At 73.2% G+C, this 22,673-nt stretch carries 25 protein-coding genes and 1 tRNA gene; 7 read left to right on the top strand and 19 right to left on the bottom strand.

Features of this window, described 5'->3' with window-relative positions; genetic code table 11:
* The first annotated feature begins 92 nt into the window (after positions 1-92).
* Together ACZ6CZ_RS20705 and ACZ6CZ_RS20710 are read left to right on the top strand one after the other, a co-directional pair.
* Complete coding sequence (locus tag ACZ6CZ_RS20705) at positions 93-1,586, top strand: MFS transporter (RefSeq protein WP_469023063.1); 1,494 nt, start codon at positions 93-95, stop codon at positions 1,584-1,586.
* Positions 1,587-1,735: 149 nt separating this feature from the next.
* Entirely contained in the window at positions 1,736-2,497 is a 762-nt protein-coding gene (locus ACZ6CZ_RS20710; protein ID WP_469023065.1) for a TetR/AcrR family transcriptional regulator, read from the top strand.
* 42 nt (positions 2,498-2,539) lie between these two features.
* On the opposite strand, the gene ACZ6CZ_RS20715 is transcribed toward ACZ6CZ_RS20710, so the two are convergent.
* Positions 2,540-3,010 (bottom strand): PPOX class F420-dependent oxidoreductase, encoded by a 471-nt coding sequence (locus tag ACZ6CZ_RS20715; RefSeq protein ID WP_469023068.1) that lies wholly within the window; start codon positions 3,008-3,010, stop codon positions 2,540-2,542.
* Positions 3,011-3,065: 55 nt separating this feature from the next.
* Entirely contained in the window at positions 3,066-3,419 is a 354-nt protein-coding gene (locus ACZ6CZ_RS20720; protein WP_469023072.1) for an STAS domain-containing protein, read from the bottom strand.
* A gap of 286 nt (positions 3,420-3,705) precedes the next feature.
* Between ACZ6CZ_RS20720 and ACZ6CZ_RS20725 the strand changes: the two genes are divergently transcribed.
* Together ACZ6CZ_RS20725 and ACZ6CZ_RS20730 are read left to right on the top strand one after the other, a co-directional pair.
* A complete protein-coding gene (locus ACZ6CZ_RS20725) occupies positions 3,706-4,371 on the top strand; it encodes a GAF and ANTAR domain-containing protein (protein WP_469023074.1) in 666 nt (221 codons plus the stop codon).
* Between the two features lie 140 nt (positions 4,372-4,511).
* On the top strand, positions 4,512-5,219 hold the full coding sequence (locus ACZ6CZ_RS20730) for a GAF and ANTAR domain-containing protein (protein ID WP_469023077.1): 708 nt from the start codon (positions 4,512-4,514) through the stop codon (positions 5,217-5,219).
* On the opposite strand, the gene ACZ6CZ_RS20735 is transcribed toward ACZ6CZ_RS20730, so the two are convergent.
* From ACZ6CZ_RS20735 to ACZ6CZ_RS20745, 3 genes are all read right to left on the bottom strand, one after another.
* Positions 5,205-6,026, bottom strand: coding sequence for a YceI family protein (locus ACZ6CZ_RS20735; RefSeq protein ID WP_469023079.1), 822 nt, complete (start codon positions 6,024-6,026; stop codon positions 5,205-5,207). The two genes, ACZ6CZ_RS20730 and ACZ6CZ_RS20735, sit on opposite strands and share 15 nt — an antisense overlap.
* A gap of 103 nt (positions 6,027-6,129) precedes the next feature.
* The gene (locus ACZ6CZ_RS20740; RefSeq protein WP_469023399.1) at positions 6,130-8,604 is read right to left on the bottom strand and encodes an MFS transporter; all 2,475 of its coding nucleotides are present in this window, start codon (positions 8,602-8,604) and stop codon (positions 6,130-6,132) included.
* 92 nt (positions 8,605-8,696) lie between these two features.
* Complete coding sequence (locus ACZ6CZ_RS20745) at positions 8,697-9,200, bottom strand: MarR family winged helix-turn-helix transcriptional regulator (protein ID WP_469023082.1); 504 nt, start codon at positions 9,198-9,200, stop codon at positions 8,697-8,699.
* A 304-nt stretch (positions 9,201-9,504) separates the two neighbouring features.
* On the opposite strand from ACZ6CZ_RS20745, the gene ACZ6CZ_RS20750 reads away from it, so the two are divergent.
* On the top strand, positions 9,505-9,699 hold the full coding sequence (locus ACZ6CZ_RS20750; RefSeq protein ID WP_469023085.1) for a hypothetical protein: 195 nt from the start codon (positions 9,505-9,507) through the stop codon (positions 9,697-9,699).
* Positions 9,700-9,835: 136 nt separating this feature from the next.
* On the opposite strand, the gene ACZ6CZ_RS20755 is transcribed toward ACZ6CZ_RS20750, so the two are convergent.
* The 8 genes from ACZ6CZ_RS20755 to ACZ6CZ_RS20790 form a co-directional block, all read right to left on the bottom strand.
* Positions 9,836-10,744, bottom strand: a complete 909-nt coding sequence (locus ACZ6CZ_RS20755) for an RNA polymerase sigma factor SigF (protein ID WP_469023087.1) — start codon at positions 10,742-10,744, stop codon at positions 9,836-9,838.
* 291 nt (positions 10,745-11,035) lie between these two features.
* Positions 11,036-11,872 (bottom strand): RNA polymerase sigma factor SigF, encoded by an 837-nt coding sequence (locus ACZ6CZ_RS20760; RefSeq protein ID WP_469023401.1) that lies wholly within the window; start codon positions 11,870-11,872, stop codon positions 11,036-11,038.
* A 430-nt stretch (positions 11,873-12,302) separates the two neighbouring features.
* Positions 12,303-12,596 carry a Dabb family protein gene (locus ACZ6CZ_RS20765; protein ID WP_469023089.1) on the bottom strand — a complete coding sequence of 98 codons (294 nt, stop codon included), beginning with the start codon at positions 12,594-12,596 and terminating at the stop codon, positions 12,303-12,305.
* A 10-nt stretch (positions 12,597-12,606) separates the two neighbouring features.
* Complete coding sequence (locus ACZ6CZ_RS20770) at positions 12,607-12,786, bottom strand: hypothetical protein (RefSeq protein WP_469023092.1); 180 nt, start codon at positions 12,784-12,786, stop codon at positions 12,607-12,609.
* A 155-nt stretch (positions 12,787-12,941) separates the two neighbouring features.
* Positions 12,942-13,026 (bottom strand) — tRNA-Ser (locus ACZ6CZ_RS20775).
* A 70-nt stretch (positions 13,027-13,096) separates the two neighbouring features.
* Positions 13,097-13,528, bottom strand: a complete 432-nt coding sequence (gene tadA / locus ACZ6CZ_RS20780; protein ID WP_469023095.1) for a tRNA adenosine(34) deaminase TadA — start codon at positions 13,526-13,528, stop codon at positions 13,097-13,099.
* A 74-nt stretch (positions 13,529-13,602) separates the two neighbouring features.
* On the bottom strand, positions 13,603-14,142 hold the full coding sequence (locus tag ACZ6CZ_RS20785) for a tRNA adenosine deaminase-associated protein (protein WP_469023403.1): 540 nt from the start codon (positions 14,140-14,142) through the stop codon (positions 13,603-13,605).
* 377 nt (positions 14,143-14,519) lie between these two features.
* Positions 14,520-14,984, bottom strand: a complete 465-nt coding sequence (locus tag ACZ6CZ_RS20790; protein ID WP_469023097.1) for a response regulator — start codon at positions 14,982-14,984, stop codon at positions 14,520-14,522.
* Between the two features lie 95 nt (positions 14,985-15,079).
* On the opposite strand from ACZ6CZ_RS20790, the gene upp reads away from it, so the two are divergent.
* Positions 15,080-15,715: a uracil phosphoribosyltransferase gene (upp, locus tag ACZ6CZ_RS20795; protein ID WP_469023100.1), complete on the top strand. Its 636-nt coding sequence runs from the start codon at positions 15,080-15,082 to the stop codon at positions 15,713-15,715.
* A gap of 66 nt (positions 15,716-15,781) precedes the next feature.
* On the opposite strand, the gene ACZ6CZ_RS20800 is transcribed toward upp, so the two are convergent.
* The 6 genes from ACZ6CZ_RS20800 to ACZ6CZ_RS20825 all read right to left on the bottom strand — a co-directional run bounded on the left by ACZ6CZ_RS20800 (position 15,782) and on the right by ACZ6CZ_RS20825 (position 19,656).
* Positions 15,782-16,426 carry a LytR C-terminal domain-containing protein gene (locus ACZ6CZ_RS20800; RefSeq protein ID WP_469023103.1) on the bottom strand — a complete coding sequence of 215 codons (645 nt, stop codon included), beginning with the start codon at positions 16,424-16,426 and terminating at the stop codon, positions 15,782-15,784.
* Positions 16,427-16,583: 157 nt separating this feature from the next.
* A complete protein-coding gene (locus tag ACZ6CZ_RS20805) occupies positions 16,584-16,880 on the bottom strand; it encodes a type II toxin-antitoxin system VapB family antitoxin (protein ID WP_003999914.1) in 297 nt (98 codons plus the stop codon).
* Between the two features lie 404 nt (positions 16,881-17,284).
* A complete protein-coding gene (locus ACZ6CZ_RS20810; protein WP_469023105.1) occupies positions 17,285-17,410 on the bottom strand; it encodes a hypothetical protein in 126 nt (41 codons plus the stop codon).
* A 95-nt stretch (positions 17,411-17,505) separates the two neighbouring features.
* Positions 17,506-17,793: a hypothetical protein gene (locus ACZ6CZ_RS20815; RefSeq protein WP_469023107.1), complete on the bottom strand. Its 288-nt coding sequence runs from the start codon at positions 17,791-17,793 to the stop codon at positions 17,506-17,508.
* A 228-nt stretch (positions 17,794-18,021) separates the two neighbouring features.
* Positions 18,022-18,777, bottom strand: coding sequence for an HdeD family acid-resistance protein (locus ACZ6CZ_RS20820; RefSeq protein ID WP_469023110.1), 756 nt, complete (start codon positions 18,775-18,777; stop codon positions 18,022-18,024).
* A gap of 288 nt (positions 18,778-19,065) precedes the next feature.
* Entirely contained in the window at positions 19,066-19,656 is a 591-nt protein-coding gene (locus tag ACZ6CZ_RS20825; RefSeq protein WP_469023112.1) for an HhH-GPD-type base excision DNA repair protein, read from the bottom strand.
* Positions 19,657-19,750: 94 nt separating this feature from the next.
* Between ACZ6CZ_RS20825 and ACZ6CZ_RS20830 the strand changes: the two genes are divergently transcribed.
* Positions 19,751-22,570, top strand: coding sequence for a GNAT family N-acetyltransferase (locus ACZ6CZ_RS20830; protein ID WP_469023114.1), 2,820 nt, complete (start codon positions 19,751-19,753; stop codon positions 22,568-22,570).
* Positions 22,571-22,673 lie beyond the last annotated feature (103 nt).

Below are 22,673 nucleotides of genomic sequence, written 5' to 3' on the forward strand. Positions count from 1 at the left end.
CCACCGCCTCCGCCGGGTCGCCACCTGGCCGCCTCGCTGCCTCGCCGCATGTCCCCTGTACAGCGTATAACTGTCGCTCTACGCTGTACGGCATGACGACGACGCCCGAGGCGCATCCCTCTGACGGCGATGCCCGACCCGATGACGGCGGCCCGGCCGCGCAGGACCGGCCGCCCGCGCAGGGCCACCCCCGGCGCTGGCTGATCCTCGGTGTCATCTGCCTGGCGCAGCTCACCGTGCTGCTGGACAACACCGTCCTCAACGTGGCCATCCCCTCCCTGACCCGGGAGCTGCACGCGACCACCTCCGACATCCAGTGGATGATCAACGCCTACTCCCTGGTGCAGTCCGGCCTGCTGCTCACCGCCGGCAGCTCCGCCGACCGCTACGGCCGCAAGAAGATGCTGGTCGCGGGGCTCGTCCTGTTCGGCGCCGGTTCGCTGGTGGCCGCACTCGCCCACTCCACGGCCCAGCTGATCGCCGCGCGGGCCGGCATGGGCGTCGGCGGCGCGCTGCTGCTGACCACCACCCTGGCCGTGGCGATGCAGATCTTCGCCCCCGCGGAACAGCCCCGGGCCATCGGCGTCTGGGCCGCGGTCAACGCCCTGGGCTTCGCGACCGGCCCGCTCATCGGCGGTCTCCTGCTCAACCACTTCTGGTGGGGCTCCATCTTCCTGCTCAACCTGCCCGTCGCCGCCCTCGGCGTGATCGCGGTGCTGGCCCTCGTACCGGAGTCGAAGAACCCCAGCGGTGACCGCCCGGACCTGGTCGGCGCGGTGCTGTCCACCATCGGCATGACCTCGCTGGTCTTCGCGATCATCTCCGGCCCCCGGCACGGCTGGGCCTCGGGCCGGGTGCTGCTCACCGCTGCGGTGGCGGTCGTGGTGCTGTGCCTCTTCGCGTACTGGGAGAGCCGCGTCCCCTTCCCCATGCTGGACCTGAACCTCTTCCGCGACCGCCGGTTCACCGGGGCCGTCGCGGGGGCCGTGCTGATCACCTTCGGCATGGGCGGGGCGCTCTTCCTGCTCACCCAGCACCTGCAGTTCGTCCTCGGCTACGGCCCCCTGGAGGCAGGGCTGCGCACGGCGCCGCTCGCGCTGTCGGTCGTGGTGCTGAACTTCTCCGGGCTGTCGGCGAAGTGGGCCGCGAAACTCGGCGTGTCCCCGGCCATCGCGTTGGGGATGACGCTGATGGCGCTGGGTCTGGTGTCGATCGCCGCCGGTCCCGGCGGCTACCCGGGCACGCTGCTGGGGCTGCTGCTCATCGGCGTGGGCTGCGCCGTCGCCAACCCGGCCATGGCGCACGCCGTCATGAGCGCGATCCCGGTGGAGAAGGCCGGGGTGGGGGCCGGCGTCAACGGCACGCTCGCCGAGTTCGGCAACGGGCTGGGCGTCGCGGTGCTCGGGGCGGTGCTCAGCTCGTCGGTGGCGTCGGGCAGGTCCCTGGCCGCCGGGCTGGAGGCGGGCCAGCTGGTGGGCGCGGCGGCAGTCCTGGCCGGCGGCCTGGTGGCGGCGGAACTGCTGCGGCGGGCCCAGAAGGCGGAGGCGGCGACCGCCCGGGTGAACGGTCACGCGGGAGCGGCCTGACGTGCCGCCCGGCCGGCACGGTGGCGACAGGACCTGGTTGGTTCACCGCGGCACCAGGGCTTGTCCGGCGATTCGCGTGGCAGACGGGAATGGCCGGACAGGCCCTAGCATCGTGCCGAGTGGCCGGAATCTTGCGGGAAGGTGCGCCGATGGTGAAGGCAGCCGAGCGGTCGGCGCGGACCAGTGTGTGGCTGGAGGGGAAGGCGCGGCGCGGCGGGCGCGGCGGCGGGCAGCCCTCCGGGCTGGACCGGGAGCGGATCACCGAGGCGACCGTGCGGCTGCTGGATGCCGAAGGGCTGGAGAAGTTCTCCATGCGGCGGCTGGCAGCCGAGCTGAACGTCACCGCGATGTCCGTGTACTGGTACGTCGACACCAAGGACGACCTGCTGGAACTCGCCCTCGACGCGGCCTTCGGCGAGCTGCGGCTGCCCGACCCGCGGGCGGCCGGCGAGGACTGGCGCGAGCAGCTGCGGGCGCTGGCCACCGACTACCGGCGCCTGCTGGTGCGCCACCCCTGGCTGTCGCCGCTCGCCGGGCGCTACCTCAACATCGGCCCCCGCTCGCTGGCCTTCTCCCGCGTGGTGCAGCGGGTCGTGCGCCGCGCGGGGCTGCCGGCGCACGGGGTGACGGGGGCGATCTCGGCCGTCTTCCAGTTCGTCTACGGCTACGGCACGGTCGAGGGCCACTTCCTCGCCCGGGTCGAGGACGCCGGTGTGACCCCCGACGACTACTTCCAGCAGGCCATGAGCGCGGTGAGCGAGGTCCCCGAGACCGCCGAGGTGATCGAGGAGTCCCGGGAGATCATGGCGGCCCGGGGCGGTGACACGGTCGGTGAGATGCTGGACCGGGACTTCACCTTCGCGCTGGACCTGCTGGTCGCCGGCATCGAGGCGATGGTCGCCCGCGGCTGACCGGGCGGCCCGGTGGACCGAGGGGGCCGGGTGGGCCGGGGCTCAGCCGTTGTCCGCCAGTGGGGCCGGGAAGCCGCCGGTGGCCACCGGGCCCCAGCGCTCCGGTGTCACCCGGATGATGGACTTGCCCTGCCTGAGCATCGCCGCGCGGTACTCGTCCCAGTCGGGGTGCTCGCCGGCGATGGTGCGGTAGTACTCCACCAGCGGCTCCACGGAGTCGGGCGCGTCGATCACCTCGGCCGTGCCGTCGATCTGGACCCAGGGGCCGTTCCACTCGTCGCTCAGCACGAGCAGGCTGACCCGCGGGTCCCGCTTGGCGTTGCGGGTCTTGGCGCGCTCCGGGTAGGTGGAGACCACGATCCGGCCCGCGTCGTCGACTCCGCAGGTCAGCGGCGAACCTTGCGGGCTGCCGTCGGCGCGGCGGGTGAGCAGCAGGGCGCGGTGGCGGGGGCGGACGAAGTCCAGCAACTCGTCCCGGGACACGCTGGTGTTGGTCGCGATGTTCGGTGCCATGGAGGCAGCCTAAGCCGGGTGAGGGCTCGTCAGCCTGACCCTGTGAGGGCCACGTTCACGGTGTCAGGGCGTCGACGAGGTTGTCGTACACCGGGACGTCCCGGCGCAGGCCGGTCAGTTCCAGGACGCGGCTGGGCAGCTCGAAGGGGAGCGCCACCACCCGGACCTCGGTGCGCCGGGGCAGCCGGCCGCGCACGTCCTCGATCATCCGGGCGCCCTGCGAGTCCATGAACCGGGTGGGCGAGAGGTCCAGGACCAGCACACGCAGCCGCTCGGTGCGGGTGTGCACGGCGGACATGACGTGGTCGAACAGGGCACCGACGTTGCACAGATCGACCTCGTCGGGGAAGGCGAGCAGCGTGCAGCCGGGGAAGTCGCGCGGTTGGCAGGGGCTCGGGAAAGGGGTCACCACACTCACCTGACGGAAGGTGTCGGCTGGATGTCCGCGTCCGGCTGGGTCGCCGGATTCCGGTAGGCCGCTTCATGACCCGCGGTTCCATTGCACCATGCCCCGCCCGGACGGGGAAGCGGGTAACTCCACGACGCCCACCGAACGTCACCTCGCCGCAATGGAGCAGCTAAAGTTGCGATGTCCTGTGCTCGCAGTCGGGAATGTGCTGCGGAGCTCTCCTGAGCATGGCCGCAAGGCCGTGCCATCCGAGAGGTTCGTGGTGGCTGCGTCCGATTTTTCCGATGTGACCCGTGATGCGGTCGGTCTCGAGCTGGCCGAGGCGCTCACGGCGGCGGCTCAGCAACTGCATGAGACGACCACGCCGGACGCCATGCTGAGTACGGCGGTCCGACTGGCCGTCACCCTGCTGCCCGGCGCTCAGCACGCGGGAATCACCGAGATCGAGCGAGGCGAGTCCCGTCGTACGGTCGCCTGGAGCGACGACATCGCGCGGGACGCCGAGAGTCCCGACCGGCCGCACTGGGAGCAGCTGTGGACCTCACCGGTGGTGCGCAGCGGCGACGGTGACGCCGACAAGGACGACGGTTCGCTGTCCGACCTGGGCCTGCGCTCGGTGCTGTCGCTGCGGCTGCGCGCCGACCGCCGCAAGCTGACCGTGCTCACCGCCTACTCCAGCGAGCCAGGCGCCTTCGACGAGGACGCCGCCCGCCTGGGCCGCCTCTTCACGGCCCACGTCAGCCTGGCCCTGAACTCGGTCACCGTCCGCGAGCAGCTCACCGAGGCCATGCGGACCCGGGACCTGATCGGCCAGGCCACCGGCATCCTCATGGAGCGCCTCGACATCGACGCGGCGGCCGCCTTCGAGAGCCTGGTCCGCGCGTCCCAGCGGGAGAACGTCAAGCTGCGCGACCTGGCCCGCCGCATCGTGGGCTCGAACGACACCGTCTAGGCCACCCCGGAACGGGGGCCGCTTTCGTGCAGGATTCGGGGAGGACCCGCGCAGGTTTTCGGCGGACGCGGCGCGTCGCGCGCCGGGGCCGGCCCGTACCGCGCTGCTTCATCGGGCGGTGCCGGGATACACGTACGGACATGAGAGCTGAGTCCCCGGACACGCTGGACGCCGCCCTGGCGCAGGGCGAGGGTCTCGACACGCTGCTGCGCGACCTGACCGACCGGGCGGTGCAGGAGGTGCCCGGCACCGCCGCGTGCAGCATCACCCTGCGCCGCGCCGACCGGCTGCTCACCCTCGCCGGCAGCGGCGGACTGCCCAGCGGCCTGGACCAGCGGCAGTACGAGAACGGGTCCGGCCCGTGCGTCGACGCGGCCGAGACGCGGCAGGAGCAGTACGCCCCCGACCTGGCCCGGGAGAGCCGCTGGCCGGGGTACACGTCGTACGCGCTGTCCACCGGGGTGCACTGCGTGCTGGCGCTGCCGCTGGAGACCGAGGGCGAGCCGGGGGCCGCCCTCAACCTCTACGGCGTCCGGGCCGGCGCGCTGGACGAGGGCCGGGAGACCGCCCGGCGCTTCGCCGCCCGGGCCGCCGACACCGTGAACGTGGTCCTGCGCATCGAGCGCGAGCGGGCCTCGGCCGCCGACGTGCGCCTCGCGCTGCTCTCCCGCAGCGTCATCGACCAGGCCATCGGCATCCTGATGGCCCGCGACCGGATCGACGCCCAGGCCGCGATGGAGCGGCTGCGCCGCGCCTCCCAGGACCGCAACGTCAAACTCCGCGACCTGTGCGCCGACCTGGTCCAGCGGGTGGGCGGCGGTGGCCGTCCGGCGTCAGGCGGCCGGTAGCGAGGTGCCCTGCACGGCCTGGATGTCCAGCTCCACGCGCAGCGTCGTGCCGATGGCCGCGATGCCCGCCTGGAGGACCTGGTTGTAGTTCATCGCGAAGTCCTCGCGGTGCAGTTCGGCGGTGGCGCGGAAGGCCGCCCGGGTGCCGCCCCAGGGGTCGGCGCCGGAGCCGAGGTAGGCGAGGTCCAGGTCGACGGCGCGCACGACGCCGTGCATCGACAGCTCGCCGTGGACGGTCCAGCGGTCGGGGCCGGCCGCGGTGATGCCGGTGGAGCGGTAGACGATCTCCGGGTGCCGTTCGACGTCCAGGAAGTCCGCTGAGCGCAGGTGCGTGTCGCGCATCGCGTTGCCGGTGTCGACGGACGCGGCGCCGATGACCGCCTCCACCCGGGACTTGGTGACCTCGTCGGGCGCGATCTCGATCGTGCCGCCGAACCGCGTGAACCGGCCGTGCACGCTGGAGATCCCCAGGTGCTGTGCCACGGCGGCCACGGAGGAGTGCGCCGGGTCGATGGTCCACGGCCCGGGCGGCGGCAGCTCGGCCCCGCCCTGCCGGGCCAGGGTCACCGTGCCGACCTCGGCCCGCCCGCCGGCGGTGACGAGCGCCCCGACGGCCACCGGCGCGTACCCGACGGCGGTGACGATCACCGTGTACGCCCCCGGCGCCAGCTCGGTGGTGTCCCGTACGGCGCCCTCCGCGTCGGCCTCGGCGCGCAGCACCTGGCTGCCCGTCATGTCGGTCACCGTGACGACCGCGTGCGACACGGCCCATCCGTCGCGGGTGCGGATCCTGGCGGTCAGTCCCATCCCGTTCTCTCCTTCACAAGCCTTGCATACCGGTCGAAATAAACCGGCCCGTGGCGTACGCGCCGCCGCTCGGGGCGCGCCCGCCACGGGCCGGGGTGGGGAACTACTCGCCGGGGTGGGCGAGTTCGACGACGTGTCCGTCGACTCCGGGGCCGGAGACGGTCAGGGCCGTGGCCACGGGCGGGTAACCGGTCGCGATGACGGTGTACTCGCCACTGTCCAGGTCGGTGAAGGCGTACGCCCCGTCCGTCCCGGTGGTGGCGGTGCCGACCACGTTGCCCGCCGCGTCGACCAGCGTCACGCGGGCGTCGGCCAGCGGACCGTGCGGCGCCCGGACGACACCCTGCAACTGGGCGCCGGCGTCCAGGTCGACCTCGACCCGGGTGACCCCGGCGGCACCGACCTCGACCGGCAGCGCGCGGGGCCGGAACCCGGCCGCGTTCACCGCGACGGTCACCACGCCGGGCACCAGCTCGGCGAGGGCGAACTCGCCCTGCTCACCGGTGGCGGCGGTGGCCAGCAGGTCGCCGCGGACGTCGGTGACGATGACCATGGCGTCCTTGACGGGCAGCGCGCTGCCCACGGCCCGCACCACACCGCTCAGCCCACTGGTGCCGCTGAGCAGGATGTCGTACGACACCGGCTCCTCACCGACCATGACGGTCGACGCCTGCGGCTGGTAGCCGTCGGCCGAGGCGATCAGCACGTACGAACCCGTGCCCGGCGCGGCCAGCGTGTAGGAACCGTCGGCGTGGGCGACCGCGCGGCCCAGCTGGCGGCCGGACAGCGAGATCAGGGTGACCGCGGCCTGCGGGACCGGGGCGCTTTCGGCGCCGCGGACGTAGCCGTGCACCGGGGTGCCACCGCCGGTGGCGGGTCCGGCGACCGTGGCGACGGCGGCCGCGGGCCGCGCCTCGGTGGCCGCTTGCTCACCGGTGACGGCGGGCGCGGCCCAGCTCGGGACGTTCTCCGCGGCCGGGGCCGGGGCCGGGGCGGCGGGGGCCTGGGCCTCCGCGACGGCCGGGGCGGCGGCGGGGTCGGCGACGGGGGCCTCGTCCGCGGCGGCCTGGGCGAGGGCGCCCCGGGTGCGCAGCGGCACCTCCTTGATGAACAGCGTGATCAGGAAGGCGACGGCGGCGAGGCAGCCGGCGATGAAGAAGACGTCGGCGATGCCGTGGCCGTAGGCGCTCTCCATGACCGTGCGCAGCGGCGCGGGCAGTGTGTCCATGTCCGGGATGCTGTCGCTGGCGCCGGAGGAGGCCAGGGCGGCCGCGTACTTCGGGTTGAGGGCGGCCAGGCCGTCCTTGACGTAGTCGGTGATCCGGTGGGACATCACCGCGCCCAGCGCGGAGACGCCGACCGCACCGCCCAGCGAGCGGAAGAAGGTGACCGTGGAGCTGGCCGAACCGAGGTCGCGGGGCTCGACCTGGTTCTGCGTGCACAGCACCAGGTTCTGCATCATCATGCCGATCCCGAGGCCCAGCAGGGCCATGAAGATCGCCATCTTCCAGTAGTCGGTGTCGTACCGGATGGAGCCGAGCAGCAGCAGGCCGGCCGTGACCAGCACGCCGCCGCTGACCAGCCAGGCCTTCCAGCGGCCGGTGCGGGTGATGAACTGACCCGAGACGGTCGAGGAGACGAACAGACCGCCGATCATCGGGATGGTCATCACGCCGGACATCGTCGGCGACTTGTCGCGGGCCAGCTGGAAGTACTGGCTGAAGAACACCGTGCCGGTGAACATCGCGATGCCGACGAACAGCGAGGCGAGCGAGGCGAGGGTGATGGTGCGGTTGCGGAACAGCCGCAGCGGGATGATCGGCTCACGGGCCTTGGACTCGACGAGCACGAACAGCGCGCCGAGGACGACCGAACCGGCGACCATCGCGTACGTCTGCCAGGACACCCAGTCGTACTTGTCACCGGCGAAGGTGACCCAGATCAGCAGCAGCGAGACGGCGGCCGAGATCAGCACCGCGCCGCCCCAGTCGACCTTGACCTCGCGCTTCACCACGGGCAGGTGCAGCGTCTTCTGGAGCACGATCAGCGCGATGACCGCGAAGGGGACGCCGACGTAGAAGCACCAGCGCCAGCCCAGCCAGGAGGTGTCGGTGATGACACCGCCGAGCAGCGGGCCGCCGACGGTGGCGACGGCGAACGTGGCGCCCAGGTAGCCGGAGTAGCGGCCCCGCTCGCGCGGGGAGATCATCGCGGCCATCACGATCTGGGCCAGGGCGGACAGACCGCCCACGCCGATGCCCTGCACCACGCGGCAGACGATCAGCATGCCGGGGTTCTGCGACAGGCCGGCGCACATCGAGGCGACGACATAGATGACCAGGGCTATCTGGACGAGCGCCTTCTTGCTGTACAGGTCGGCGAGCTTGCCCCACAGGGGAGTGGCCGCTGTCATCGACAGCAGGGCGGCCGTGACCACCCAGGTGTAGGCGGACTGGCCGCCGCCGAGATCGCCGATGATCTCCGGCAGGGCGTTGGAGACGATCGTGGACGACAGGATCGCCACGAACATGCCGAGCAGCAGCCCGGAGAGGGCCTCCATGATCTGCCGGTGCGTCATCGGGGCCTCGTCGGAGCCTCCCCCGTGCTTGGCGTGAGCCCGCACACCGGCTGGTGTGGTCGTTGCCATGGGCTTCCTTTTCCTACGTGTCGTCATGCGGGTGTACGGGTGGTCGTGTCGAGTACGGGTGGCGTGCGGGCCGGGAGCGGGGCCGGGGCGTGCCCGGTGCGGCAGTCGCCGAAGCTCTTGTGCAGCCGGGTCATGAGGACGATCAGCTGGCCGACCTCGTCGTCGCTCCAGTCGCTCAGCCGCTCGGCCAGCAGTTCGGCGCTGCGCCGGGACAGTTCGTCGAGCGTCTCCCGGCCGGCGGGCGTCAGGCGCAGGATGCGCGAGCGCTTGTCGGCGGGGTCGGGGGACCGGAGGATCCAGCCCCGCTCGGCGACGTGGGCGACGTGTCGGCTGGTCACCGACATGTCCACGGCGAGCAGCTCCGCGAGCTTGCTCATGCGCATGTCGCCGTGGCGGCCGAGCAGCGTCAGAACGGCCGCGGAACCGGCCGGGCAGTCGTGCGGCAGGATGCGCCCCATGTCCCGTTTGACGGTTCCGACGGCGCTGAGCTGACGCGCGAGCTCCTCGAACTGCGCCTGCTCCGCCATCACACCTCCCGTAATCGTTGCTTGGGGCAACCATAGAACTGCTTGGTTGCCGCAGGCAAATATGTGAGTGGGCTACGGGGCAAAAACTTGGCAAAGGCACGTATTGCTGGTGTGAATGTGCAGGTGAGTGCGGGCGGGCTGGACCTCGGGTGCGGCGCGGGCGGGCACCGACTGGGCACCGGGCTGGCGCCGCACTGGCGCCGGGTGGGCATCGGGCGGGCATCGGGCGGGCTCCGGGTGGGTGTATCGGCCCACGGGGACCCGCACTTGGGCCGCACCCCCGGATTCGCTAGTGTCTCGGCCCATGGCTAACACCCAGGGCCCGCAGGGCAACTACGACCCCGCCGGCAGCACCCAGATGTTCCGCGCGTTCGTCGACGAGGCCCCGCAGGGCCCGCAGCAGACCGCCGCCCCGAGGGGCCCCCGCATCGGCCTGATCATCGGTGTCGTGGTGGCGCTGGTGATCGTGGCGGGGGTCGCCTGGCTGGCGCTGAAGTAACGGGGGCGAGGGACCGCCCGGTCCGGCCGGGACCGGTCCCGCCCTCGTCCGGACGGGCGACGGCCGCCGACGCTGCCGTGAACGGCGCCTCGGCGGCCATGTCCATGCCGGTGATGTGGCCCGGGTCGGCCCCGGGTCAGTCGGAGATCAGCCCTTCGCGCAGGTGGGCCAGGGTCCGGGTGAGCAGGCGCGAGACGTGCATCTGGGAGATGCCGACCTCCTCGCCGATCTGCGACTGGGTCATGTTGGCGAAGAAGCGCAGCATGATGATCCGGCGTTCGCGCGGCGGGAGCTTGGCGAGCAGCGGCTTGAGGGACTCGCGGTACTCGACGCCCTCCAGCGCCGTGTCCTCGTAGCCCAGGCGGTCCGCCAGGGAGCCCTCGCCGCCGTCGTCCTCGGGGGCCGGGGAGTCGAGGGAGGAGGCGGTGTAGGCGTTGCCCACCGCCAGGCCGTCGACGACGTCCTCCTCCGACACGCCCAGCACGGCGGCCAGTTCGGTCACCGTCGGGGAGCGGTCGAGCTTCTGGGAGAGGTCGTCGCTGGCCTTCGTCAGGGCCAGGCGCAGCTCCTGGAGCCGGCGCGGGACGCGCACCGACCACGACGTGTCGCGGAAGAAGCGCTTGATCTCCCCGACCACCGTCGGCATGGCGAACGTCGGGAACTCCACGCCGCGTTCGCAGTCGAAGCGGTCGATCGCCTTGATCAGCCCGATGGTGCCGACCTGGACGATGTCCTCCATCGGCTCGTTGCGGGAGCGGAAGCGCGCCGCCGCGTACCGGACCAGCGGGAGGTTCAGCTCGATGAGGGTGTCCCGGACGTAGCCACGTTCGGGGCTGTCCTCGCCGAGTGCGGCGAGCCGCAGGAACAGGGAGCGGGACAGGGTGCGGGTGTCGAGGGCCTCCGGGGCCGTGACGGCCGGGGCCGGTGCGGCCTGGAGGTCCGGGGCCGTGACGGTGTCGAGCACGTCGAGCGTGTCGAGCACACTGGGTGCTGCCTCGCCCGTCGTGGGCGTGAGCACCTTCGAGCTGCCCTGGTCTGCGGACATGCCACCCCCTTTGGGTCGCGGGACGGTCGTGGCGGACGTCCCGTCGGAGGAACGCAGCCTTCACCTGAATACCGGAGCCGGAGCCGCGGCAAACGCTCTTCCCGCAGAATGTCACATGTCGGCAACACGCTGTAGTGACATGTCGACATGTGAGAGGTGAATAGGCCCTGGAAAGAGGGGGTCTGACGGTTTTTCAGCCAGTGACTGTCGGGAACCGCCCAGGTGAGCGATTCGCTCGTGACGGTGATGGCTCGATCGTGCTTACGGTTCCCCGATCGGCCCGACGCACACTCAGGCGTCGATCCGGTTGGCCGACCGCAGCCGCTGGAAGCTGCGCGCGAGCAACCGCGAGACGTGCATCTGCGAGACGCCGAGTTCCGCGCTGATCTGTGACTGGGTGAGGTTGCTGTAGTAGCGCAGCAGCAGGATGCGCTGCTCGCGCTCGGGGAGCTGGACCAGCAGATGTCGGACCAGGTCCCGGTGCTCCACGCCGTCCAGCGCGGGGTCCTCGTAGCCGATCCGGTCCAGCAGCCCGGGCAGCCCGTCGCCCTCCTGGGCGGCCTCCAGCGAGGTGGCGTGGTACGACCGTCCCGCCTCGATGCAGGACAGCACCTCGTCCTCGCTGATCCGCAGCCGCTCGGCGATCTCGGCGGTCGTCGGGGAGCGGCCGTGGGCGGTCGTGAGGTCCTCGGTCGCGCTGTTGACCTGCACCCACAGCTCGTGGAGCCGGCGCGGTACGTGGACCGTGCGGACGTTGTCGCGGAAGTACCGCTTGATCTCGCCCACCACGGTCGGCATGGCGAAGGTCGGGAACTGCACGCCCCGCTCGGGGTCGAAGCGGTCGATGGCGTTGATGAGCCCGATGGTGCCGACCTGGACGACGTCCTCCATCGGCTCGTTGCGGGAGCGGAAGCGGGCGGCGGCGTAGCGCACGAGCGGGAGGTTGGCCTCGATCAGTGCCCCCCGCACCCGGTGGTGCTCCGGCGTGCCCGGCTGGAGGTCCTTGAGCTGGGCGAAGAGCACCTGGGTGAGGGCCCGGGTGTCGGCTCCCCGGCGCTTCTCGGGGGCCACCGGGGCGGGGGCCTCCTCCTGGGGCGGCGCAGTACTGGCCGACACGGTCAACGCCACCTCTTCATCGGTCAATCATCCGTCAAAAGCGGTCATAGCATCACAAGACATGTGCACAGTGTGCAAGCACCGCATAACACCGTGTTGAGGGCCGGACGCCAAGTCGGCCCCCGGGCCTCGCGGAACGGGCTGATGGAACGGCCTGATGGATACGGGCTGGTGGAAGCGGCTGAGGGAAGCGGGCTGACGGGTATGGGTCGATGGGCATGGGCTGGTGGGAATGGGCTCGTGGCAGGGGTACGTGGAGGCGGACCGGTGGGGACGGACTGATGACGCCGGTCCGGTGGCGGCGGACAGCGGACATGTTCCGGAGACAGTGGACGCGCTGGAGCGCACGCGCGGGCGCGGACACGCGGGAGCAGGCGCGAGAAAGCCCCCCACCGGGGCCGGCGGGGGGCTGAGGGGCGTAAGGCCCGAGGGGAGCCGGGGGTCAGATCTCGTAGTCGGCGATCACCCAGGTGGCGAACTCGCGCCACAGCGCGACGCCCGCCTGGTGCGCCGGGTGCTCCAGGTAGCGGCCCAGCGCATCCGCGTCCTCGACCGCCGAGTTGATCGCGAAGTCGTAGGCGATGGGCCGGTCGCTGATGTTCCAGCCGCACTCCCAGAAGCGCAGCTCCTCGATCCGGCCGCCGAGGGCGCGGAAGGCGGCCTCGCCCGCCACGACGCGCGGATCGTCGCGCTCGACGCCCTCGTTGAGCTTGAACAGGACCAGGTGGCGGATCATGGGCGTTCCCTCAGCTCTTTCCTCCGTCGGCGAGCCAGGTCATGAAGTCACCGACTGCCTTGGCCGCGTCCGATATGCCCTCGAAGCCTATCTGGACGTAGTCGGCGGCCTTGGCCGGGTCCGTGATGATCACGTACAGAGCGAAGACCACGAGCACGTACACGGCGATCTTCTTGGCGTTCACCGCCACCGCGGCCTCCCCTGTGCCTCGTCCGGCCCGGAGGGCCCCCTGTCGACGGCGGCGAGTGTAACCTTCGGCCCCCGCCCGGCGGCCAACACCCCGCACGTCCGGGGCCCTTGTACGCGCGAAGGGTCCGGCTCGATGAGCCGGACCCTTCGTCCACGCGGTAGCGGAGGGATTTGAACCCTCGGTGACTTGCGCCACACTCGCTTTCGAGGCGAGCTCCTTCGGCCGCTCGGACACGCTACCGAGGGAGACCTTACAGCACGGCGGGGCGAGGTTTGAAATCGATAGGGAGGTGCGGACGGACCGCCTGTCGTCAGCGCGCGCGGAAGAAAGCGGTGAGCAGACCCGCGCACTCCTCGGCCAGCACACCCTCGACGACCTCGGGCCGGTGGTTGAGCCGCCGGTCGCGCACGACGTCCCACAGGGAGCCCGCCGCGCCCGCCTTGTCGTCGCGGGCGCCGTAGACGACACGCTCCACCCGGGACTGGACCAGGGCTCCGGCGCACATCGTGCAGGGCTCCAGCGTCACCACCAGGGTGCAGCCGGCCAGCCGCCATTCACCCAGCCGCGCGGCGGCCCGCCGCAGGGCGAGGACCTCCGCGTGCGCGGTGGGGTCCGCGGTGGCCTCGCGCTCGTTGTGCCCGGTGGCGAGCACCGTCGTACCGTCCGGGGACAGTACGACGGCGCCGACGGGGACGTCCCCGCCCCGGGCGGCCCGTCCGGCCTGGCCCAGGGCGAGCCGCATCGCGGCACGCCAGCGGTCGCGTACCGGGTCCGGCGTCCGGTGTGCGGCGCCCGGCCCGGTTTCCTCAGGTGCGTTCAGCGGACGGTCTCCAGGACCTCCGAGGCGCCCAGGGCCTCGGCGATGGTGCCCAGCGCGTCGTCGGCGTCCAGGGCGCGCAGCTCCTTGTGGCTGATGCCCAGGTCGTCGAGGATCTCGCTGTCGCCCACCGGGCTGTGCGGCACCGCCTCGCCGGTGGGGCCGGCCTCCTCGTCCTCCGTCTCCTCGTCGTCGGACTCGCCGTCCTCCGTGCCGTCGAGATCGAGGGCGTCCAGATCGGGGACGTCGTCGCCGGGTTCGCGGCCGAGCAGTTCGTCGGTGAGCAGCAGCTCGCCGTAGGCACTGCGGGCGGCGGCGGCGGCGTCCGAGACGTAGATGCGAGGGTCATCCTCGCCGTCCACGCGGACGACGCCGAACCAGGCGTCCTCCTGCTCGATCAGGACCAGCACCGTGTCCTCGTCGGGAGAGGCTTCCCGGGCCAGGTCGGCCAGATCCGACAGGGTCTCCACATCGTCCAGCTCCGTGTCGCTCGCTTCCCACCCGTCTTCGGTGCGCGCGAGCAGTGCGGCGAAGTACACCGTGACTCTCCCACTGGTCATAGGCGTGCCGGTTGGGGGTCCCCCCGGCGGAGGTCTGGGCGGAGAGAGCTGTGCTCCGAGCCCCGCCCACTCGGAATCGTGGCAGAAACAAGGCGTTCAGGGGACGTCTTCGGCTCCCTGTGTCCGGCAGTTTCGACCGGACGTCCGTCGCGGCCCACCGGCGCGCTCATTGCCGCCACCTGCGGATCGTACGCGGCTTTTCCCGGCGGCCACGTACCCCGCCTCGGAAACGTCGGGGCGGGCTTCGATCTTCCCCGCGCTCCGCCGGATCGCGCGCCCGGCCGTTCGGCGGAGCGTGCGGCGCGGCGTTCGGTGGAGCGTTCGGCGGGTCGCGCGGTGTCCTGGCCGCCGGCGCCCTACCAACGGAAGGTGCGCATCCGCATCGCGTGCCGCAGCCGGGCGGCCTTGGCGCGCCGCGGCTGCACCCGGTCGCGCAGTTCACGGGCCTCGGCGAGGTCGCGCAGGAACTGGGCGCGGCGGCGCCGGCGCTCCGCGTCGGTCTCCTCCGCGGCCCGTTCGGCAGCCCGTTCGGCAGCCCGTTCCACGGCGCGTCCGGTGGCCCGTTCAGCGGTCTGTCCGGTGTCCTCGCGGGAGCGTCGAGCGGCGCGCTCGTCGGCGTGTTCGCGGGACCGGTCACCGGCGCGTTCGCGGGAGCGTTGGCCGGCGCGCTCGTCGGCGCGCTCGCGTGAGCGCTCACCGGCGCGTTCACCGGCGCGCTCGGCACCCCGGCCGGTGCGGCGGCCCGCTCGGCGGGCGCTCGTGCGGCCGGGCGCGTCGCCTCCGCGCTCGGGCAGGTCAGGCAGGTCAGGCAGGTCGGGCACGGTCTCACCACCCCAGTCCGTCCCTACCGCCTTCCCCCGCACGGGCCGTTTGATGCCAGCACGGGGTGCGGGTGGGCGCGGTTACTGTTAAGGACATGCGTCTCCACGTCGTCGACCACCCTCTGGTCGCCCACAAGCTCACCACCCTGCGCGACCGGCGCACCGATTCCCCGACCTTCCGCCGGCTGGCCGACGAACTGGTCACCCTGCTCGCCTACGAGGCCACGCGGGACGTGCGTACCGAGGCGGTCGACCTCCAGACCCCGGTGGCCCGGACCACCGGAGTCAAGCTCGCCCGTCCGCGTCCGCTGGTCGTGCCGATCCTGCGGGCCGGCCTCGGCATGCTGGACGGCATGATGCGGCTGCTGCCGACGGCCGAGGTCGGCTTCCTGGGCATGATCCGCAACGAGGAGACGCTCCAGGCGTCCACCTACGCCTCGCGCATGCCGGAGGACCTCTCGGGCCGTCAGGTGTACGTGCTCGACCCGATGCTCGCCACCGGCGGCACCCTGGTCGCGGCCATCCAGGAGCTGATCAGGCGCGGCGCCGACGACGTGACCGCCGTCGTCCTGCTCGCCGCCCCTGAGGGCGTCGAGGTGGTGGAGCGCGAGCTGGCGGGCACGCCGGTCACGGTGGTCACCGCGGCGGTCGACGACCACCTGAACGAGCACGGTTACATCGTCCCCGGCCTCGGCGACGCGGGGGACCGGCTGTACGGCGCGGCCGAGTAACCGACCCGGACGGCAGCTCTCGGCGAGCTTCAGCGGCCTCCTGCGGGCTTCGGCCCGCAGCGGGCTTCAGCAGTCCTTCTCCGGCGTGGCGGCCTTCGTCCGTGCCGTGGCCAGTGCGGCCAGGGCACGGTCGGCGGCCGTCCGTGCGGTGAGGCCCTTGAAGCCGTCGCCGATGATCAGGTCGACGGAGTCGCCCTTGCGCGCGGCGTCGGTACGCGGCTGTGCGCCGGCGAGCTGGGTGGCCAGCACCGGCAGCGAGGTGTTCAGAGCGGCGGCGGGCCCGAGGACCACCCCGGTGCCCTTGACCTTCTTGTCGTACGCCTTGCCGGCGTTGCCCACCTGACCGATCTTGAAGCCGCGCTTCTTCAACTCGTCCGCGGTGGCCTTGGCGAGCCCCGTGCGGTCGGTGGCGTTGAGGACGTTGACGGTGATCAGCGCGGGCCGGGGCAGCACCTCGCTGCGGGTGTGCGCCGCGGGGCTCGCCTTCGCCGGGCAGACCGTGCCCGATCCGGCCTTCGTGTCCTTCGAGCCACCGCCGGTGAAGACGTCGACGAGCTGCAGGGTGCCCCAGCCGATCAGCCCGAGTACGGCGACGGAGGACACCAGGCCGAACACGAGCCTGCCGCGCCGCCGGGGAGGGCGCATCCGGGGGTACGTGTCACCGGTGATCCGGTACTTCCCACCCATGCCGGGGGGAGTCAGCATGCTCATGGGCGCAGCGTAGTGCGCGCGGGCGGCGATGCCTACTAGATGATCATTCGACGCCGCTCAGCGGACCCGAAAGGGCCAACCGCCCGCCCGTCCCCGCCCGTCCGTTCGTCCCCGGTCGGTCGAGCCCGGCTGTTCGTCCCTGGTCGGTCGAGCCCGGTCAGTCGAGTTCGAGCACGCGCGCGTGCAGCACCTGGCGCTGCTGGAGCGCGGCGCGTACGGCACGGTGCAGGCCGTCCTCCAGGTACAGGTCGCCCTGCCACTTCACGACGTGCGCGAAGAGGTCGCCGTAGAAGGTGGAGTCCTCGGCGAGGAGGGTCTCGAGGTCGAGCTGGCCCTTGGTCGTCACGAGCTGATCGAGGCGGACCGGGCGCGGTGCGACGTCCGCCCACTGCCGGGTGCTCTCCCGGCCGTGGTCGGGGTACGGCCGGCCGTTTCCGATGCGCTTGAAGATCACACGGAAAGCCTACCGGCCCAGGCGTTCCGGGCGCAGCCATGGCGGCGCAGCGCGGCGCTGCAAAAAGTGCTGGATTTCGGCTGATACCGAGACAAGAACGATCACCGTCGAGCGCCGGCGAAGCGTCCGCCGGGGCGCGGCGTCGTGCACAGGCTGTGGACCGTGCCGCGGGCCGCGGGCAGTCGGGCGCGGGCCGCGTCCGGGGCACCGGCCGCGCGCGGACGTACGGGAAGTCGACGGTGGGCGGGCGTACGGCGAGTTGACGGTGGTGGGCCCGGGTGACGCGGGTGACTCCGCGGCATGCGGGGGCCGTTCGGCCGCCCGGTCGGCCGTCACCCGATCGGCCGCGCGGCCTGCCCGCCGGGTACGGCCCGGCGGAGGCGGGAGCCGCCTCCGCCGGTGGGTCAGCGGTCCCCGTCCTTCCGGGGCCGCTGCGGTCGTGGGGGCGTCGACGGCGGCTTGGGCGCCGCGCTGCGCACGGCCTCCGCGCGCAGCAGGGCGCGCAGGACCGCGTACGGGTCTGCGGGCATGGCGGTGTGTCCTTGTCCGTGTTCCTGACGTCGTTGTTCACGACGGCTGACGTGCCTACCGGCCGAGTGGCCGACTGGTGTGCGGCCGGGGACGGTCAGCAGCGCAGGACCACGGTGCGCGGCGGCGGGGGCGGCAGCGGCGGGGCGTACGGCGGCCGGGGCGCGCCACGGCCGGGACCGGACGGGTGGCCGGCGGCGGCCGGGCCCGGCAGGGGCGCGGGGCGCAGGGGCGCGCCGGGGCGGTGGGCGGCACACGGGGGCGGTCGCAGCGCGGTGTCGGGCAGGTCGTACTCGCCGGCCTCGGCGGACGCAGCCACGGTGGCGGCCGCGGCGGCCTGGAGATGCACGCCGGGCAGCAACAGGGCGAGCAGCAGCACCAGCACCCGCAGCCCACCACGGCCCCGTAGGACGCAGTGGCTACGGCTACGGGTATGGCAGCGGCTGCGGCCACGGTCCGGGGAGAGACCCGCTGTCCCGCTCACGCCGCATCCCTGCCCGGGCCGGGGACGCGGGACGGCGCGCCGCGCCCGGGAACCGCCCGTTCGGAGCACCGGCGGAACGCGAAGCCGGTGGGGCCGGTCACGGGAGGCCGGTCGCTGGGCCGGCCGCGGTCACAGCTCGCGCGGGACCCGGCGGGCACGGGTGCGGAGGCCGATCGCGGTGACGATCTCGACGAGGCCGACCACGACCAGCCAGATGCCGCCGACCAGGGTGAGCACGGCGACCGACTCGAGCGGCGAGTCGATGAGCACGATGCCGGCGAGGAAGGTGACGATCCCGAGGAACACCTGCCAGCCGCGCGCCGGCACGCCGGGGTCGGACACGGCGGCCATCGTCTGCGTGATGCCCCGGATGAGCCAGCCGATGCCGACCCACAGGGCGAGCAGCAGGGTCGACTGCATGGGCCCGCGGAAGCAGAACAGCCCCAGCAGGATCGACACGGCACCGCTGATGAAGGCCAGCACGCGCAGCGCGGTCCGCTTGTGCGTGCCGAACGCGGAGATCAGCTGGAAGACGCCGCTGATCAGCAGGTACAGCCCGAACAGGACGCCGGCGGCGCGCAGCGAGGCGCCCGGCCAGATCAGCACCAGCACGCCCAGGACCAGGGAGGCGATGCCGGTGAACAGGACGACCTGCCAGGCGGCCTGCGCCAGGGCGTGCAGGGGGCCCTCGAAGGGGGGCTCCGCGTCGTGGTGGTCGTGCGGTGACCGGGCCGCGCCGGCCCCGGTCGGCGTCCCGCCGGAGGCGGAAGGGGCGGCGAAGGACCCGGGAGGGGTGGCGCCGGACCCGGGGGTGGCCGCCGTGGGGACCTTGCGGTCGTGGAAGTCCGGGTCCGGGGCGGGTCCGCTGCTGGGGGGCTCGTTCATGCTCCATGGTGGGAACGGCCCCCGGGGTCCTGCCAGCCGGGAGCGCCCGCCCGGATGAGCGGCGCGGCCCCGGCCCGCACCGGATCGGGTCACCGGGCCACCGAGGCAGCCGAGGCAGCCCCGGCCGGGGCTAGGGCCTGTCGTTTGGATCATGTCGGCGTCGCGGGGCGTGGCACGCACATCTGCGGCGTTCTCCCTCCTCCGCCTTGCGGCTGCACGCACCACGCCCCGCTCGGGTCGGCCGGAAGGCGCAGTTCCTCTCAGCCGACCTGATCCGAACGACAGGCCCTAGTGGACGGCCTTCGCCGCCTTCGCCGCCGCCTTCATCTCCTGCTTGTGCGCACGTACCTTGGCGAGGGACTCGGGCCCGGTGATGTCGGCGACGGACCGGAAGGCCCGCTCCTCGCCGTACGGCCCCGCCGCCTCCCGCCAGCCCGTGGGCCGCACCCCGAGCTGCTTGCCCAGCAGGGCCAGGAAGATCTGCGCCTTCTGCTTGCCGAAGCCCGGCAGGTCCTGCAACCGCTTCAACAGCTCGGGCCCGCTGCCGACGTCCCGCCACAGCGCCTCGGCGTCCCCGTCGTACCGCTCGACGAGGTACTGGCACAGCTGCTGGACGCGCTTGGCCATGGACCCCGGATAGCGGTGCACGGCGGGTTTGTCGGAGAGCAGCGCGGCGAACGCCTCCGGGTCCCGGGCGGCGATGTCGTGGGCGTCGAGGTCGTCGGCGCCGAGCCGCGCCGCGATGGTCGCGGGGCCCTTGAACGCCCACTCCATCGGCACCTGCTGGTCCAGCAGCATGCCGATCAGCGCGGCGAGCGGGCTGCGGCCGAGCAGCGCGTCGGCCTCGGGGTCCTGGGCGAGGTGCAGCGTGACGTCCATGCCTCGATGATCCCGCGCCCGGTACGCCCCCACCACCTATCCCAGTGCATAGTTAGGCTAGCCTTACCTAAAGATCCACGAGGAAGAGGGCACGGTGACCGCCGAGACCTACCGCGACTCCTGGGGCATCCCGCACCTGCGGGCCGGCAGCGCCCGCGAACTGGCCCGGGCCCAGGGCCGGGTCACCGCCCTGGACCGGGCCTGGCAGCTCGAGACCGAGCGGCACCGGGCGGGCGGCACCTCCGCGTCCTTCCTCGGCGCCGCCGCCCTGTCCTGGGACGTCTTCGCCCGCCGCGCCCGCCTCGACGACACCGCCCGCCGCTGTTTCGCCGCCCTGGAGCGCCGCGACCCGGGGACCGCGGACTGGGTCGGGGCGTACGTCGACGGCGTGAACGAGGGGCTCGCGGCCGGCGCCCGCCGCGCCCCCGAGTTCGCCGCCACCGGTCTCGCCCCCGGCCGCTGGGAGCCCTGGACCCCGCTCGGCGTCTGGCTCGCCACGCACATCCTCTTCGCGGGCTTCCCGGCCAAGCTGTGGCGCGAGCAGGCGGTACGGCACCTGGGCCCGGAGGCGGTGGCGCTGTTCGCCACCGACGGACCCGGCACCGCCGGCAGCAACGGCTGGCTGGTCTCCGGCGAGCGCACGGTCACCGGGCAGGCGGTCATCGCCGGCGACCCGCACCGCTTCATCGAGGACCCCGGCGTCTACCAGCAGATCCGCCTGGCGTGCCCCGAGTTCGACGTCACGGGCCTGGCCGTACCCGGTGTCCCCGGCATCGCGCACTTCGCCCACACCGGCACGGTCGCCTGGGCCATCACCAACGCCATGGCCGACTACCAGGACCTCTACCGGGAGCGGCTGCGCCGTACCGGGGCGGGCGTGGAGGCGCTCGGACCCGACGGCCGCTGGCACCGCGCGGCCCGGCACACGGAGACCGTGACGGTGGCCGGCGAGGACCACCCGGTGGAGGTCGAGGTCATCGAGACCGACCGCGGCCCGGTGATCGCAGGCGGCCCCGAAGGCCTGGACGGCGGGGCAGCGAGGCCGGGGCCGGGCGACGGCTTCCCCGCCGCCCTCGCGCTGCGCTGTCCGCCCAGGGTCACCGGCGACCTCGGCTTCAGCGCCCTGCTGCCGCTGCTGCGCGCCCGCCGCGTGGCCGACGTGGACCGGGCCCTCGACGCCTGGGCCGAGCCGGTCAACGTCGTGCAGGCCGCCGACACCGAGGGCGGGGTGCTGCACCGGGTGGCGGGCCGGGTCCCGGTGCGGGCGGCGGCCAACCTGGTCGGGCCCGTGCCCGCTTGGGAACCCGGGCACGCGTGGCGGGGCTGGCACGAGCCGCCGTACGCCGGACTCGCCGACGGCGTCGCCGTGATGGCCAACCAGCGCGGCCCCGCCGCCCCGCTCGGCGTCGAGTTCGCCCCGCCGCACCGCGCCGACCGCATCCGGGACCTGCTCGCCGGGCGCCGCGCCTGGTCCGCCGCCGACATGCCCGCCATCCACACCGACACCCACCTCGCGTCGGCCGGCGCGCTCCTGGACCGGCTGGCCGCCCTCGACGGCCTCGGCCCCGCGGCCGCCCTGCTGCGTGACCGGCTGCTGGCCTGGGACCGCCGGATGGACGCGGACAGCACCGACGCGGCCCGCTACGCGGCGGTGCGCGCGGCGGTCGTACGCCGGCTCGCCGCGCACCCGGCGTTCGCCGCGCTCGCCGAACCGCCCGCGTACCCGGAGGTGCTGCTTCCTTGGCTGGCGCTCACCCCGCGCATCGGCTTCGCCCTCGAGCACCTGCTGCGCGCCGAGGAGTTGTACGGCATCGACCGCCCCGCGGTGGTGCGGGCCGCCCTGGAGGAGGTGGCCGCCGCCGAGCCGGCCGGCACCTGGGCCGACGTCCACCGGCTCGCCCCCTGGCGGGCGCTGCCGACGCGGCGGTGGTCCGAGCCGGGTCTCGCCGGTGACCACGACTGCGTGCTGTGCACCTCCGCCGTGCCCGGCGTCACCGAGCTGAGCGCGCGGGGCCCGGCCGCCCGCTACGTCTGGGACCTGGCCCGCCGCGAGGACAGCCGCTGGGTGGTGCCCTTCGGCGCCGACGGCGTCCCCGGTTCGCCCCACCACCGCGACCAGCTGCCCCACTGGCTGCGTGGAGACCTCGTCCCGGTCGTCACCGACTGGGACCGTCTGAGCAAGGAGACCGTGACCTTGGAGAAGGAGAGCATGACCCTGGACCGGGAGAGCGTGACCCTGGAGAACGGGACCATGGCCGACCCGTACGCCGCCCCCGTCCGCGAGGCCGTCCACGAACAGCTCGTCGAGGGCTTCGGCACCGTCCGGCTGCTGCCCCTCGACCCGGCGGCCGACGCGGGCGTCGTGCACGCCTGGGCCGCCGAGGACCGGGCCGCCTTCTGGGGCATGAACGGCCTCTCGGTGGCCGAGGTCCAGGAGATCTACGCCCACCTGGACACCCTCGACACCCACCACGCCTTCCTGGCCCTGAAGGACGGCGAACCGGTCGGGCTGCTGCAGACCTACGAGCCGGCGTCCGACCGGGTCGGCGCGTGCTACGACGTGCGGCCCGGTGACATCGGCGTCCACGTCCTGCTCGCCCCCGCCGGACCGGCCGGCCCGCGCCCCGGCTGGTCGGCGGCGCTGCTGGCCGTCTTCATCCGCTATGCCCTGCTCGGCCTGGACCGGCAGCGGATCGTCGTCGACCCGGACGTGCGCAACGACAGGGCCGTCACCCGCTTCCGCCGCCAGGGTTTCACGTCGGGCCCGGCCGTGGTCCTGCCGGAGATCGACCTGCCGGACGTCCGGCTGCCCGAGAAACACGCCCGGCTGGCCTTCCTGACCCGGCGGGCCGCCTTCCCGGCGGACCCGGGCACGGACACGGAGACATCGGTGGGCACCGGCACCGCGAACTGAACGCGCCGCGCACCGCACACGTATCCCACCCGAGGCCGGGGCGGGGCCGGAGGCCGGAGGCCGGCAAGTGCGAAGCGGGAGAGAACGTGCGCCGACTGCGGAA

The sequence above is a fragment of the Streptomyces sp. NPDC041135 genome, assembly GCF_055592085.1.